Annotated in this window: 14 protein-coding genes; 4 read left to right on the top strand and 10 right to left on the bottom strand. The window is 67.2% G+C overall.

Going from position 1 to position 12,744, the window contains the following annotated elements:
* Nucleotides 1–97 precede the first annotated feature (97 nt).
* Nucleotides 98–580: an asparaginase domain-containing protein gene (locus tag OJI97_RS05190; protein ID WP_297661781.1), complete on the bottom strand. Its 483-nt coding sequence runs from the start codon at nucleotides 578–580 to the stop codon at nucleotides 98–100.
* Between the two features lie 117 nt (nucleotides 581–697).
* Nucleotides 698–2,299, bottom strand: a complete 1,602-nt coding sequence (locus tag OJI97_RS05185) for a lysine--tRNA ligase (protein WP_297661779.1) — start codon at nucleotides 2,297–2,299, stop codon at nucleotides 698–700.
* A 237-nt stretch (nucleotides 2,300–2,536) separates the two neighbouring features.
* On the opposite strand from OJI97_RS05185, the gene OJI97_RS05180 reads away from it, so the two are divergent.
* The 3 genes from OJI97_RS05180 (at nucleotide 2,537) to OJI97_RS05170 (ending at nucleotide 6,404) form a co-directional block, all read left to right on the top strand.
* On the top strand, nucleotides 2,537–2,905 hold the full coding sequence (locus tag OJI97_RS05180; protein WP_297661778.1) for a PilZ domain-containing protein: 369 nt from the start codon (nucleotides 2,537–2,539) through the stop codon (nucleotides 2,903–2,905).
* A gap of 159 nt (nucleotides 2,906–3,064) precedes the next feature.
* Nucleotides 3,065–5,806 (top strand): ATP-dependent DNA helicase, encoded by a 2,742-nt coding sequence (locus tag OJI97_RS05175; RefSeq protein ID WP_297661776.1) that lies wholly within the window; start codon nucleotides 3,065–3,067, stop codon nucleotides 5,804–5,806.
* A 46-nt stretch (nucleotides 5,807–5,852) separates the two neighbouring features.
* Nucleotides 5,853–6,404: a histidine phosphatase family protein gene (locus OJI97_RS05170; RefSeq protein ID WP_297661775.1), complete on the top strand. Its 552-nt coding sequence runs from the start codon at nucleotides 5,853–5,855 to the stop codon at nucleotides 6,402–6,404.
* Between the two features lie 170 nt (nucleotides 6,405–6,574).
* Here the strand turns inward: OJI97_RS05170 and OJI97_RS05165 are convergent, their stop codons facing one another.
* The 5 genes from OJI97_RS05165 to rpmF form a co-directional block, all read right to left on the bottom strand.
* The gene (locus tag OJI97_RS05165) at nucleotides 6,575–6,961 is read right to left on the bottom strand and encodes a MerR family transcriptional regulator (RefSeq protein ID WP_297661773.1); all 387 of its coding nucleotides are present in this window, start codon (nucleotides 6,959–6,961) and stop codon (nucleotides 6,575–6,577) included.
* A gap of 14 nt (nucleotides 6,962–6,975) precedes the next feature.
* Nucleotides 6,976–7,269 carry an integration host factor subunit alpha gene (locus tag OJI97_RS05160; protein ID WP_257543808.1) on the bottom strand — a complete coding sequence of 98 codons (294 nt, stop codon included), beginning with the start codon at nucleotides 7,267–7,269 and terminating at the stop codon, nucleotides 6,976–6,978.
* Nucleotides 7,270–7,449: 180 nt separating this feature from the next.
* Complete coding sequence (locus OJI97_RS05155; protein ID WP_297661770.1) at nucleotides 7,450–8,415, bottom strand: beta-ketoacyl-ACP synthase III; 966 nt, start codon at nucleotides 8,413–8,415, stop codon at nucleotides 7,450–7,452.
* Nucleotides 8,412–9,446 carry a phosphate acyltransferase PlsX gene (gene plsX / locus OJI97_RS05150; RefSeq protein ID WP_297661768.1) on the bottom strand — a complete coding sequence of 345 codons (1,035 nt, stop codon included), beginning with the start codon at nucleotides 9,444–9,446 and terminating at the stop codon, nucleotides 8,412–8,414. The genes OJI97_RS05155 and plsX overlap by 4 nt, the downstream gene beginning before the upstream one ends.
* 21 nt (nucleotides 9,447–9,467) lie before the next feature.
* A complete protein-coding gene (rpmF, locus tag OJI97_RS05145) occupies nucleotides 9,468–9,644 on the bottom strand; it encodes a 50S ribosomal protein L32 (protein ID WP_053553947.1) in 177 nt (58 codons plus the stop codon).
* A gap of 326 nt (nucleotides 9,645–9,970) precedes the next feature.
* Here rpmF and OJI97_RS05140 point away from each other — a divergent pair, with 326 nt between their 5' ends.
* Nucleotides 9,971–10,411, top strand: coding sequence for an MAPEG family protein (locus tag OJI97_RS05140; RefSeq protein ID WP_297661765.1), 441 nt, complete (start codon nucleotides 9,971–9,973; stop codon nucleotides 10,409–10,411).
* Between the two features lie 42 nt (nucleotides 10,412–10,453).
* Here OJI97_RS05140 and OJI97_RS05135 read toward each other — a convergent pair whose 3' ends face one another.
* The 3 genes from OJI97_RS05135 to OJI97_RS05125 all read right to left on the bottom strand — a co-directional run bounded on the left by OJI97_RS05135 (nucleotide 10,454) and on the right by OJI97_RS05125 (nucleotide 12,602).
* The gene (locus tag OJI97_RS05135) at nucleotides 10,454–11,119 is read right to left on the bottom strand and encodes an MBL fold metallo-hydrolase (RefSeq protein ID WP_297661763.1); all 666 of its coding nucleotides are present in this window, start codon (nucleotides 11,117–11,119) and stop codon (nucleotides 10,454–10,456) included.
* 319 nt (nucleotides 11,120–11,438) lie between these two features.
* Complete coding sequence (locus OJI97_RS05130) at nucleotides 11,439–12,014, bottom strand: retropepsin-like aspartic protease (protein WP_297661761.1); 576 nt, start codon at nucleotides 12,012–12,014, stop codon at nucleotides 11,439–11,441.
* 18 nt (nucleotides 12,015–12,032) lie between these two features.
* Entirely contained in the window at nucleotides 12,033–12,602 is a 570-nt protein-coding gene (locus OJI97_RS05125; RefSeq protein WP_297661759.1) for a hypothetical protein, read from the bottom strand.
* Nucleotides 12,603–12,744: the final 142 nt, after the last annotated feature.

The following is a 12,744-nucleotide window of genomic DNA, read 5'->3' as shown; positions in this document are numbered from 1 at the left end:
GCGCGCCGCCGAGGGGCCAGGCCGAGCGATGTCGCGGCGGTGCGGGTTCTCGCACCGCTCGAATGGGCCCCTCGGCTTCGCGCGGGGAATCGGCGTGTCAGGCCCCGGCGCGGAAGCGGCCGGCGGCGCGGTCCTTCACCGTCGTTTCGGGGTCGAAGATCATTCCGTTCATCGCGACATAGACGCCGGGCGGCAGCGTCTGCACCGCAGCGAGCGCGAAGCCGACGTTGAACTCGGCGTCGCTCGCGCGCACCGACGCCGGCTGCATCGCGCCGGTCAGCACGATCGTCTTGCCCGCGATCCCCGCGAGCACGCGCCCCGTGACGACCATCGTGTCGGTGCCGTGAGTAACGAGGATGCGGTCCGCATCGCTCGCGGCGACCGCGGCGCGGATCGCCTCGCGGTCGGCATCGTCGAGTTCGAGGCTGTCCTTGCGCATGAGCTGGGTGACGCGGTGCGGAACGTGGACATTATTCTCGCGCAGCATATCGGGGATCGCCGCGGGACCGATCTGATATTCGCTGAGCGCGTCGAAATAGACCTTGTCGATCGTTCCGCCGGTGGTGAAGATGTCGATCATGGAATGAACCTTCCGGGTTTTCCCTTCGTCATTGCGAGCGAAGCGAAGCAATCCAGAGCGAGTTTGCGCCTGCTCTGGATTGCCGCGTCGCTTCGCTCCTCGCAATGACGAACAATGTCAGGCCAATGCTTCCGCGATCAGCCGCCGCGTATTGGCGATGCCGAACAGCGCGATGAAGCTGCCCATGCGCGGCCCTGCGCTCGATCCGAGCAAGGTTTCGTAGAGCGCCTTGAACCAATCGCGCAGATTCGCAAAGCCATAGGCCTCGTTCTTGCCGATCTCGTAAACGATGTTCTGGATGTCGTCGGCCGAGGCATCGGCGGAAAGCGCGGCGAGCTTGTCGTCGAGGTCCCTGAGCGCCGCGCCTTCGCCACCCTGCGGCTTGCGGCGGTTCAGCGTCGGCGCGACGTAGTCGCGATTATAGGCCATCGCATTGCCGATCAGCCGGTCGAGCTCGGGATAGGCGTCCGCATTCGCGCCCGCGACATATTGGCCGAGGTAACGCCAGATCTGATCCTTGGAGGCATCGGCGCCCATCACCCCAACGAGGTTCAGGAGCAGGCCGAAGGTCACCGGCAATTCGGCCACGGGCACATCCTCGCCGCGTGCGACATGCACGTGGTGCACCGGGTTGCCGAGCTTCTTGTCGCCGTCCTGCGCCGGATAATTACCGCGCATCTGGAGATATTCGTCGACCGCCTTCGGGATCACGCCGATGTGGAGCTGCTTCGCCGCCTTGGGCTCGCGATAGGCGAAGAAGGCGAGGCTTTCCTCGCTGCCGTAATCGAGCCATTGTTCGAGGCTGAGGCCGTTGCCCTTCGACTTGGAGATCTTCTCGCCCTTTTCGTCGAGGAACATCTCGTAGATCAGCCCCTCGGGCTTGCGGCCGCCGAGCGCCTTCGCGATCTTGCCCGACTGGATGCCGCTGTCGGTCAGGTCCTTGCCGTACATCTCGTAATCGACGCCCAGCGCGACCCAGCGCATCGCCCAATCGACCTTCCATTGCAGCTTCGCGCCGCCCGACAGGATGCTGTGCGTGATCGTTTCGCCCTCGTCCTCGAACGAGACGAGTCCGGCGTCGGCATCGACGACGGTCACCGGCACCTGCAGCACGACGCCCGACTTGGGGCTGACCGGGAGGATCGGCGAATAGGTCGCGGCGCGCTCGGCACGCAGCGTCGGCAGCATGATGTCGAGAATGTCCTGGTTATGCCGCAGGACATTCTTCAGCGCATCGTCGAACGCGCCCGACCTGTAGCGCTCGGTCGAGCTTACGAACTCATATTGAAAACCAAAGCGATCGAGAAACTCGCGCAGCATCGCATTGTTATGATGCGCAAAACTTTCAAACTTTCCGAACGGATCGGGGATGGCGGTGAGCGGCTTGCCGAGATGTTCGCGCAGCATGTCGCCGTTGGGCACATTATCGGGAACCTTGCGGAGGCCGTCCATGTCGTCGCTGAACGCGACGAGGCGCGTCGGCGCGCCGCCGGTCAGCGCCTCATAGGCGCGGCGGACCATCGTCGTGCGCAGCACTTCGTTGAAGGTGCCGATATGCGGCAGGCCCGAGGGGCCGTAGCCGGTTTCGAACAACACGGGTTCGCTGCCCGGCTTGCCATCGGGATAGCGTTTGATCAGCTTGCGCGCTTCCTCGAACGGCCAGGCCTTGGACGTTTGCGCGGGGCCGCGCAGCGAAGGATGAAGGTGCAAGTCAGTCATGGCTGCGCCCATAGCGGCAAGAAGGCCCGATGGAAAGAAGGGCGGAAAACCGCGTGCGCGACGTCAATATTCACCCACCTCGTCATTGCGAGCGCAGCGAAGCAATCCAGGGTAGCGTAAACCGCTCTGGATTGCTTCGCTTCGCTCACAATGACGAAGGGAACAAATCCCACCCTCTTCCTACGGGAGCAATCATCGTTACCGGAAAATTTACCATGATGGGTCTAACCTCCCCCCATGACGAATTTTCGCGCCCCCACGGCACGCAGCCACAAGCGGACCCCGGTCTCGATCGAGGTCATGGTCAACGGCGTCCTCAACTTCGTCGGCGGCCGCATCGCCGACCTGTCCGAGGGCGGGGCGCGGATCGACGGGGCGAGTATGCCGGCGCGCTCGCGCTGCGAAATCCATTATGCGGGCGAAGTCACTTATGCCGTCGTCATGTGGTCCGAGTTCGACCGCATGGGCGTGCGCTTTCCCTACGAACTGTCGCACGGCGCGCTTTACAAGGCGCTGGAGGCCGCGCGGCGGAACGCCGCGACGGAGACGCCGCCGGTGTTCCTGAGCCATCGCGCGCCGGTGTTCGGACGGCGGGGGCTGAACTGAACCCGATCATCTATACCTCACCATCGTCATCCCCGCGAAAGCGGGGAGCCAGAGTGTGCGTCGGCCTACCCCACCCTGGGTCTCCGCTTTAGCGGGGATGACGAAAATGGGGTGGTCCGCACGCTTGCTGCGTTCCTCTTTTGTCCCTAGCGTGGGATCATGCTTCCCCGCGTCGATCCCCTTGCCCTGCCCGCGCTTCATGCGAGCCATGTCGGCATCTGGATCGCCGATGCGGGCGGACGCGTGCAAAGGGTCGGGCGCGGCGAGGCGATCGCTGCGGTCGCGGCGACGCCGCACCTGCTGCTGGGCGCCACGCTGACCGGCGACCGGCTCGGCTATCCCGAATTGTCGGGGCTCGACCTGCTCGAACTCTTCGCTTTCCTTTATCCCGCGCGCTTCGCGGTGCCGACCCCGGCGGGAATCGCCGCCGCGCTCGGCCTGCCGCCGCCCGCGCGCGAGGATGATATCGCGGCCTTCCTGCCGCACGCGGCCGCCGCGATGCTCGCCAGCCTCGACGACCCCGATTGGCCCGAGCGCGAGGGGGCCTGGCACGCGTTGCAGGCGTTGGGCCGCCAGCGCTGGCCGTGGGCCTCGCTGCTGCAATCGCGGCTCGATCCGCCAGGCAAGGCCGACCGCTGGCTGTTCGCGCGCCTGCCCGAATGGGAGGAAGCGCCGCCACGCGCCCAGCCGCGGCAGGTGACGGTAAACCCCGACGACGTGACCGCGCGGCTCGACCGGCTGACCGGCGACGGCGCCGAGCGGCGCGCTGGGCAGCAGGATTATGCCCGCGCCGCCGCCGCGATCTTCGGCCCGCGCGCGCGCAAGGACGCGCCCGAAATGCTCGTTGCCGAGGCGGGCACCGGGATCGGCAAGACGCTCGGCTATCTCGCCCCCGCGAAGCAATGGATCGACCAGTCGGCGGGCGCGGTCTGCATCTCGACCTTCACCAAGGCGCTGCAACGCCAGCTTTCGCGCGAGACCGAGAAACTCTACCCCGACGCCGCGACGCACCGCGAGAAGGTCGTCGTGCGCAAGGGGCGCGAGAATTATCTCTGCCTGCTCAATCTGGAGGATGCGCTGCAGGGCGGCTTCTCGGGGCGCGCGGCGATCCTCGCGCAGCTCGTCGCGCGCTGGGCCGCCTATACGCGCGACGGCGACATGGTCGGCGGCGACCTGCCCGGCTGGCTCCCCGCACTGTTCCGCCGCAACGGCACGACGGCGCTGACCGACCGGCGCGGCGAGTGCATCTATGCCGGCTGCCCGCATTTCCGCAAATGCTTCATCGAACGCTCGGCCCGCGCGGCGACGCAGGCCGACATCGTCATCGCCAACCACGCGCTGACGATGGTGCAGGCGGCGCGCCCGCGCGACGGCGGGGCGCCCGCGACGCGGCTGATCTTCGACGAGGGACATCATCTGTGGGACGCCGCCGATTCGATGTTCGCCGCCGCGCTGACCGGACAGGAAGCGGTCGAGATCCGCCGCTGGGTGCTCGGCCCCGAAGGCAAGTCGCGCGGGCGGCGGCGCGGGCTCGCGGCGCGGCTGGCCGACGTCGCAAGCTATGACGAGGCGGGCGAGCGCGCGATCCAGGCGGCCATCGCCGCGGCGGGCGAACTGCCCGGCGAAGGCTGGCTCGCCCGGATCGCCGAGAAGGAACCATGGGGCGCGATCGAGCGGCTGCTCGTCGCGGTGCGCGGACAGGTCTATGCGCGCAGCGTCGACACGCGCACCGCCGACGCGGGCTATGGCCTCGAGACCGAGCTGGCCGACCCCGATCCCGAACTGGTCGCGGCGGCCGCGGGGGCGAGCGATGCCGTCGAGGCGCTGCTCCGGCCGCTGCTGGCACTCGGCAAAAGGCTCGACGCGCTGGTCGAGGACCCGCCCGACTGGCTCGACGGCCAGGCGCGGGCGCGGGTCGACGGCGCGCGGGCGAGCCTCGGCACGCGGATCGATACGCTGGGCGGCTGGCTGTCGCTGCTCGGGCGCGTCGGCGGCCCCGCCGATCCCGATTTCGTCGACTGGCTCGCGGTCGACCGCTACGACGGGCGCGAGTTCGATCTGGGGCTGCACCGCCACTGGCTCGACCCCGCGCGGCCGGTCGCCGACATCGTCTACCGCCCGGCGCAAGGCGTGCTCGTGACCTCCGCCACGCTGCGCGGCGGCGGGCGCGGCGGATCGGGATGGACCGACGCCGACATCCGCACCGGCGCGCGGCATTTGGGCGGCGGGGTGCGGCATTTCGCGGTGCCGAGCCCGTTCGACTATGCGCGCCAGTCGGAGGTGCTGATCGTCACCGATATCGCGCGCGGCGACCTTCCCGCGCTCGCGGGCGCCTACAGCCGGCTGATCGAGGCATCGGGCGGCGGCGCGCTGGGGCTGTTCAGCGCGATCCGGCGGCTGCGCATCGTCCATGCGCGCATCGCCGACCGGCTCGCGCGCGCCGGGCTGCCGCTCTATGCCCAGCATGTCGATCCGCTCGACACCGGAACGCTGGTCGACATCTTCCGCGCCGACCCGCACGCTTCGCTGCTCGGCACCGATGCCTTGCGCGACGGCGTCGACGTGCCGGGCGATTCGCTGCGGCTCGTGATCATGGAGGGGGTGCCCTGGCCGCGCCCGACGATCCTGCACGCGGCGCGGCGCGCGGCGCAGGGCGGCGGCGCCTATGACGACAGCGTCATCCGCGCGCGCATCGGCCAGGCCTTCGGCCGCCTGATCCGCCGCACCGACGATTTCGGCCAGTTCGTGATGCTGTCGCCGAGCTTTCCGTCGCGGTTGCTGAGCGCCTTTCCCGAAGGGACGCCAATTCGCCGCCTACCGCTCGACGAGGCGGTGAACCATGTCGCGGCCGCGAATGTCGAGCGACGGAAAAGCGCATATCCTGCCTTTTCACCGTCATGAGTTTGCGGCAGAAGGCCGGGAACGAGAGGACAGGCGGGGAGCGATCTTGAAGAGTTTGACCATCCTACGGCACGCGAAATCGGGTTGGGACGTGCAGGTCGAGCGCGATTTCGACCGGCCGATCAACGCCCGCGGACGGCGCGGCGCCGAACTGATCGGCCAATATGTGAAGCGGCACGCGATGCCGGTCGACCGCATCGTCGCCTCGCCCGCGGTGCGCGTCACCGAAACGCTCGATATTTTCCAGCCCGCGGCAGGCCTCGACGCGATCGAGCCGGTCTGGGACCGGCGTATCTATCTCGCCTCGGCGGCGACGCTGATCGACGTGCTGCGCGACACCGGCAAGGATGCGGAGCATCTGCTGATTTCGGGGCATAATCCGGGGCTCGAGGATCTCGCGCTGATGCTCGCACCTGACGAGGGCGGCGGGACCTTGCGCGCCGCGGTCGAGGAAAAGCTGCCGACCTCGGCGCTCGTCCGGCTCGAGCTCGACATCGCCGACTGGCAGGACCTCGACGTCAATCAGGCGCGGATCACCGCCTTCGTTCGCCCGCGCGACCTCGACCCGGCGCTCGCGCCGGCGATGGATGATGATTGACGGGAACATCGGCCTTGGGGTGGGGAACTGCCCCTCCCTAACTTCGTCATTCCCGCGAAAGCGGGAACCCAGTGTGGGGTTAGCCGACGCGCGCCCTGGGTCCCCGCTTTCGCGGGGATGACAAAGTTAGGAGGTGCCGGGCGTCCGCAATCGGTCGCTAGCCGACCTTCTCAGCCCAATGCCGCGGCAAGCCGCTGGCGCAGCGCCATCAACGCCTCCACCGAAACCCCATGCGATGCGGCGACCGGCGTTGCAGCCAGAGGCGCCACCGGCTCAGCCGAGGCCGCGCCGCCCGGCTGCGACAAGGCCTTGCGCGCGCCCTCGACCGTGAAGCCCTTCACATGCAGCAGATGGTGGATGCGTTCAGCGAGCGCGACGTCCTCGGCGCGATAATAGCGCCGCCGCCCCGACCGCTGGAGCGGGCGGAGCTGCGGAAAGCGCGTTTCCCAATAGCGCAGGACATGCGTCGGCACGCCGATGCGGTCGGCAAGTTCGCCGATCGCGAGCATCGCGCTCGCCGCCTTGCCCTCGCCCGCGCCATGGTCGGAATCAGCCATGCGCCATACCCGGGCTATTTACCGGCGACGCGAGCACGCATCGACTGGCTGGCGCGAAAAGTCATCACCCGGCGCGGCAGGATCGGCACTTCGATCCCGGTCTTGGGATTGCGGCCGATCCGCTGCGCCTTGTCGCGCAGCACGAAGGTGCCGAAGCCCGAAATCTTCACATTCTGCCCATTGGCGAGCGCGTCCGACATATGGTCCAATATCGATTCGACGATCGTCGCCGATTCATTGCGCGACAGGCCGATCTGCTGGTTGATCTTCGCCGCGATATCGGCGCGCGTAAGCGTCCCTGACGTCATCTTCTTCCCTTCCCCTCCTGAAGCGGATGCAACCCAAAGGTTCCCGGAAGGCCCCCACCATCACGAGTCCCGCCTGCTATGTAACAAAAGCGAATAAATCCGCCAAACTGAATTGGATGGAGCGAGGAGTTGATGCGGTGAACATATTCCCTCCCACAAATGGGAGGAGAATCGCTGGAATCAGACGCGCAGGACCGCCGCGCCCCAGGTGAAGCCGCCGCCCATCGCCTCGAGCACGACGAGGTCGCCGCGCTTGATGCGCCCGTCGCGGACCGCGAGGTCGAGCGCCAGCGGCACCGATGCCGCCGACGTGTTCGCGTGCTGGTCGACGGTCAGCACGACGCGGTCGGCGGACAGGCCCAGCTTCTTCGCGGTCGCGTCGATGATCCGCTTGTTCGCCTGATGCGGCACGACCCAGTCGATGTCGCTGGCGGCCAGCCCGACTTCTTCCATTACCTCGCCGAGCACCGACGCCAGGTTGGTGACGGCATGGCGGAAGACTTCGCGGCCCTGCATCCGGACATGGCCGACGGTGCCGGTCGTCGACGGACCGCCATCGACATAGAGCATGTCGCAATATTTGCCCTCGGCGTGGAGCCGGGTGGCGAGGATGCCGCGATCGCCGGTGACCTCCTCGGCCGACAGGACGACCGCGCCCGCGCCGTCGCCGAACAGGACGCAGGTCGCGCGATCCTCCCAGTCGAGGATGCGGCTGAACGTCTCGCTGCCGATCACCAGCGCGTGGCGCGCGGCGCCGGTGCGGAGCATCGAATCGGCGACCGAAAGGGCATAGAGGAAGCCCGAACAGACGGCGGCGACGTCGAAGGCGATGCAGTCGGGCGCGCCGAGCAGCGCCTGCACCTTCGTCGCGCTGGCCGGGAAGGTGTTGTCGGGGGTCGCGGTCGCGACGATGATCAGGCCGATATCGGCCGCCTCGAGCCCGGCGGCCGCCAGCGCTTCCTTCGCCGCCGCGGCGCCGAGCGTCGCGGTCGTCTCGTCGGGCTCGGCGATATGGCGAAAGCGGATGCCGGTGCGCTCGACGATCCATTCGTCGCTGGTGTCGACGCGCGTCGCGAGTTCAGCGTTGGAAACGCGCGTGCGCGGCAGCGCGGAGCCGGTGCCGGCTAGGACTGCACGAAGGGTCATGCCGCGGCGCTCCCCTGGAAATTGGCGAGGTCCTCGGTCACCTGACGCGTGATATCCTTTTCGATCAGTTCGGCGCAAAGGTGGACGCAGTTCGCGACCCCCTTCGCATCGGCGCTGCCGTGGCTTTTCAGCACGACGCCGTTGAGCCCCAGGAACACCGCGCCATTATGGTTGTTGGGGTCGAGATGGTGACGCAGCAATTCGGTCGCGGGGCGCGAGATCAGAAATCCGATCTTCGAGCGCACCGACGAGGTGAAGGCGCGGCGGAGCAGGTCGGTGACGAAACGCGCCGTCCCCTCGATCGTCTTCAAGGCGATATTGCCCGAGAAACCGTCGTGAACGACGACATCGACCTCGCCGCGCGACAATTTGTCGCCCTCGATGAAGCCGGCGAACTGCATCGGCAGTCCCTCGGCCGCGCGCAGCAGCGCGGCGGCGTCGCGGATTTCGTCGGTGCCCTTGAGCTCTTCGGTGCCGATGTTGAGCAGCGCGACGCGCGGCTTTGCGAGGCCCATGGCGGTGCGGGCATAGGCGGCGCCCATGACCGCGAACTGGACGAGGTTGTTGGCGTCGCAATCGGTGTTGGCGCCGAGGTCGAGCATGACGACGTCATTGTCGCCGAGCGAGGGCAGCAGCGCCGCGAGCGCCGGCCGGTCGATCCCCGGCATCGTACGCAGCGCGACCTTCGCCATCGCCATCAGCGCGCCGGTATTGCCCGCCGAAACGGCGCCGCCGGCATCGCCGCGCTTCACCGCGTCGATCGCCAGCCCCATCGAGCTGTTGCGCGCCTTGCGCAGCGCCTGGCTGGGCTTGTCCTCACCGCTGACGACCACATCGGTGTGGATGATCTCCGACGCGGCGCGCAGATTCGGGTGGTTTTCGAGCGCGGCCTTGATCTGCCCCTCGTCGCCGACGAGGAAGAAACGCAGGCCGTCATGCTGGTGGCGCGCCATCGCGGCGCCGGCGAGCATCATGCGCACGCCGACGTCACCGCCCATCGCATCGATCGCGATTCGCGGTGTAAGGCTCATTCTGACGCTCTCCGGCTTGACTTAGGCGCCAGCCACCACTTCGCGGCCGTTATAATGGCCGCAGGCGTTGCACAGGTTGTGCGGACGCTTCAGCTCGCCGCAATTGGGGCATTCCTGAAAGGCTTCGACCTTCAGGCTGTCGTGGCTGCGACGCATGCCGCGCTTCGAGGGCGAGGTTTTTCGCTTGGGGACGGCCATGTTATTTCCTGCATTCCTATATGTTTAATCGAATCGGCGAACCCGAACTTGTCTTTCCCGTCGCCGGAAATGACTGGCCCGCCCACCACGATGAAAACCGTTACCGTTTTGAAAAACGACCGGAAATCATCCGCCGGAGGGTGCCTCAACGCCTGTTGGTGTCGGGTGCCGGATCGGGCGCGGCTATAGCGTTTTTGCCCGCAAAGGCAACCCCCGAGGCAAAGGACGGATCGACGCTCCCGCGAACAGGAAGCGGTCTTGCCCTGCCCCTCCGTCAATGCCACATCTCCGTCCTTGCCGGAAGCCCGGCCAACAGGGGGGACCATATGATCATCTTGCCGATCAGCCTGACCATTGCCGCGGCCGCGGCGCTGCTCAATCTCTGGCTCAGCGTGCGTGTCGGCCGGGTGCGGACGCGGGAGAAGGTCTTCGTCGGCGACGGCGGCAACGAAGCCGTCACGCGGCGAATGCGCGCGCACAGCAATTTCGTCGAGAATACCGCTTTCGTGCTGATCCTGCTCGCGCTCGTCGAACTCGGCCTGGGGCCGTCGATGGCGCTTTGGGCGGCCGGCGCGCTCTATCTGGTCGGCCGCATCCTCCATGCGCTCGGCATGGACGGGATGCGCTGGGGCCGCATGATCGGCACCATCATTACCATGCTGACCCAGCTCGGCCTCGCGATCACCGCGCTGACAATCGTCTATACGACCCCGGTGAGCTTCGGTGCGGCGAAGGCGGTGCATACCGAAGTGGTCGCGCCGAGGTAGCCAGCCCGCTCGCAATGACGACGAAAAAGCGAAGGCCGGCACTCAGGCCCCCACGACCCCATCGGCGACATAGGGATTCGTCCGCCGTTCCTGCGCGAAGCTGCTGTGCGGGCCGTGACCGGGCAGGAAGATGGTGTCGCCGCCGAGCGGCCACAGTTTCTGCGTTATCGAATCGAGAAGCTGCTGATGATTGCCGCGCGGAAAGTCGGTGCGGCCGATCGAGCCCTGGAAAATTACGTCGCCGACGATCGCGAGTTTCGATGGTCCATGGTAAAAGACGACATGACCGGGCGTGTGGCCGGGGCAATGAATGACGTCGATCTCCAGATTGCCGACCGTCACCTTGTCGCCGTCGACGAGCCAGCGGTCGGGCTCGAACGGCTCGCCCTCCATCCCGAACCGCGCGCCGTCCTCGCTCAGTTTCTCGATCCAGAAGCGGTCGTCCTCGTGTGGGCCCTCGATCGGCACGCCGAGTTCTTTCGCGAGCACCCCGGCCTGACCACAATGGTCCATATGGCCGTGGGTGACGAGAATCTTCTCGACCTCGACCCCCGTCTGCCGCACCGCCTCCTTCAGCTTGTCGAGGTCGCCGCCGGGATCGACGAAAGCCGCCTTGTTGGTTTCGGTGCACCACAGCAAAGTGCAATTCTGCTGGAAAGCGGTGACCGGCACGATCGCGGCCTTCAGCGGAGGATTGGGAGCGTTCATGGCCGCCGATGTGAGGAAATCGCGGGGGTTTGGCAAGGGTGGAGGGCTGCTCGCGACCGGAAGCTGATCTATCTTTCATCGTCATCCCGGACTTGATCCGGGATCCATTCTCTCAGCGCCGGATGAATGGATCCCGGATCAAGTCCGGGATGACGAGAGTTTATAGGCGGCAGGTGAACAACAGTTTTCATCCCTTAGCTTCGTCATTCCCGCGAAAGCGGGAACCCAGTGTGGGGTTAGCCGACGCGCGCTCTGGGTTCCCGCTTTCGCGGGAATGACGAAGGTGGGGAGGGGCAGCTTCCCACCCCAAAACTGCCCCTCACCGCAGCGTCATCGTGTCGCCTTCGATATTCACCGTGTCGAGTTTGGCGAGGAAGCTCTGGCCGAGCAGCGAGACGCCCATGTCGGCGTCGACCACCGCTGCCTCGACATTGCGCACCGTGATGCCGTCGACGTCGACGCTGTCGAGCATCGTGACCCGCATCGGGATCGGCCCGCCGGCCGTCTGTGCCATGCCCGCGACCGGCAGGCGGTCGACGTCGATCCCGATCGCCTCCGCATCGCGGCGCGTCAGCGCGACGAGCGAGGCGCCGCTGTCGATGAGCATGTGAATCTGCGTGCCCTGCACCTCGGTGTCGGCATAGAAATGCGAATCGGACGCGCGCCGGATTCGCACTTCGCTCGGCCGCGACGAGGCGGCTTGAGCAGAGGCTGCGGCGGCGTCGCGTCCCTGCGTGGTCCAGTTGCTTTCGCCGGCATAGGGGTCCGGCGCGGATGCCGCGGGCGCTTCGGCCTTTTGACGGCCGGCGATACTCGCCACGCCGATCGAGCCCGCCGCGATCATCGCGGCCAAAGTGATGAAACGCCCCAACATGCCGCGCTTGTCGCAGATCATCCTTGGGGAAAGGTTAAGTCAGCCCCGCTCGACGAAGGCGCGCCAGCGCGACGCGCCGTCCCGCACCGAATAGGCGATGCGGGCGCACGCATAGGGCCGCCCCGGCGCATTGTCCGCTTCGCGGGCGGTGCGCGGCCATGCGGGATCGGCGGCGCCCTGCGCGGCCCAGCAGACGATCGCCTCGGCCTCGGGCCGCGCGGCGATCGCGGCGCGATCGGCAGCGTTCAGCGTCGCGGGCGGCTGCCACCCCAGGATGATGCGCTGCGTCCGCTCCCCCGCGAACAGCGCCTCGCGGAACGGACCATCGCGCAACAGGGCGGCAACCCGCGCGCGGTCGGGGGCGCCCAGCCACGCACCGCCGAGCAGCGGAACCCAACGGCTTTGCTCTTCCGATCGCAGCGCGGGCAGCAATTCGTCGGCGGCCGCTGCGAACCGCGCGGTCCACGGCGAGTCCGGGGCGAGCGGCACCAATAGCGAGGGGGCGGTCGCTTCCTCGGGCGCGATCGGCACGAGCGGCGGATCGGCGGCGACGGCCGGAGCGACCGGGAGAGCGGCGACGAGCGCCGAAGCGATCAGAAAGGCGCGCATGGCGGTAAATCTATCACGCCCGCCTGCACCTGTCATGAACCGCGATGATGATTATCCCTTTCGCATCCATAGATGCTCCGTTCATCGTCATTGCGAGCGAAGCGAAGCAATCCAGAGCGGTTTACGCCTGCTCTGGATTGCT

Origin of the sequence: Sphingopyxis sp. (assembly GCF_025869345.1) — a bacterium.
GTDB lineage: Bacteria > Pseudomonadota > Alphaproteobacteria > Sphingomonadales > Sphingomonadaceae > Sphingopyxis.
This window is presented reverse-complemented; position numbering and strand designations above follow the sequence as displayed.

Bases quoted from the DNA above. Each gene is read 5' to 3' on its own strand.
- OJI97_RS05190 (WP_297661781.1), bottom strand. From the start codon at position 580: ATGATCGACATCTTCACCACCGGCGGAACGATCGACAAGGTCTATTTC.
- OJI97_RS05185 (WP_297661779.1), bottom strand. From the start codon at position 2,299: ATGACTGACTTGCACCTTCATCCTTCGCTGCGCGGCCCCGCGCAAACG.
- OJI97_RS05180 (WP_297661778.1), top strand. From the start codon at position 2,537: ATGACGAATTTTCGCGCCCCCACGGCACGCAGCCACAAGCGGACCCCG.
- OJI97_RS05175 (WP_297661776.1), top strand. From the start codon at position 3,065: ATGCTTCCCCGCGTCGATCCCCTTGCCCTGCCCGCGCTTCATGCGAGC.
- OJI97_RS05165 (WP_297661773.1), bottom strand. From the start codon at position 6,961: ATGGCTGATTCCGACCATGGCGCGGGCGAGGGCAAGGCGGCGAGCGCG.
- OJI97_RS05160 (WP_257543808.1), bottom strand. From the start codon at position 7,269: ATGACGTCAGGGACGCTTACGCGCGCCGATATCGCGGCGAAGATCAAC.
- OJI97_RS05155 (WP_297661770.1), bottom strand. From the start codon at position 8,415: ATGACCCTTCGTGCAGTCCTAGCCGGCACCGGCTCCGCGCTGCCGCGC.
- plsX (WP_297661768.1), bottom strand. From the start codon at position 9,446: ATGAGCCTTACACCGCGAATCGCGATCGATGCGATGGGCGGTGACGTC.
- rpmF (WP_053553947.1), bottom strand. From the start codon at position 9,644: ATGGCCGTCCCCAAGCGAAAAACCTCGCCCTCGAAGCGCGGCATGCGT.
- OJI97_RS05140 (WP_297661765.1), top strand. From the start codon at position 9,971: ATGATCATCTTGCCGATCAGCCTGACCATTGCCGCGGCCGCGGCGCTG.
- OJI97_RS05135 (WP_297661763.1), bottom strand. From the start codon at position 11,119: ATGAACGCTCCCAATCCTCCGCTGAAGGCCGCGATCGTGCCGGTCACC.
- OJI97_RS05130 (WP_297661761.1), bottom strand. From the start codon at position 12,014: ATGATCTGCGACAAGCGCGGCATGTTGGGGCGTTTCATCACTTTGGCC.
- OJI97_RS05125 (WP_297661759.1), bottom strand. From the start codon at position 12,602: ATGCGCGCCTTTCTGATCGCTTCGGCGCTCGTCGCCGCTCTCCCGGTC.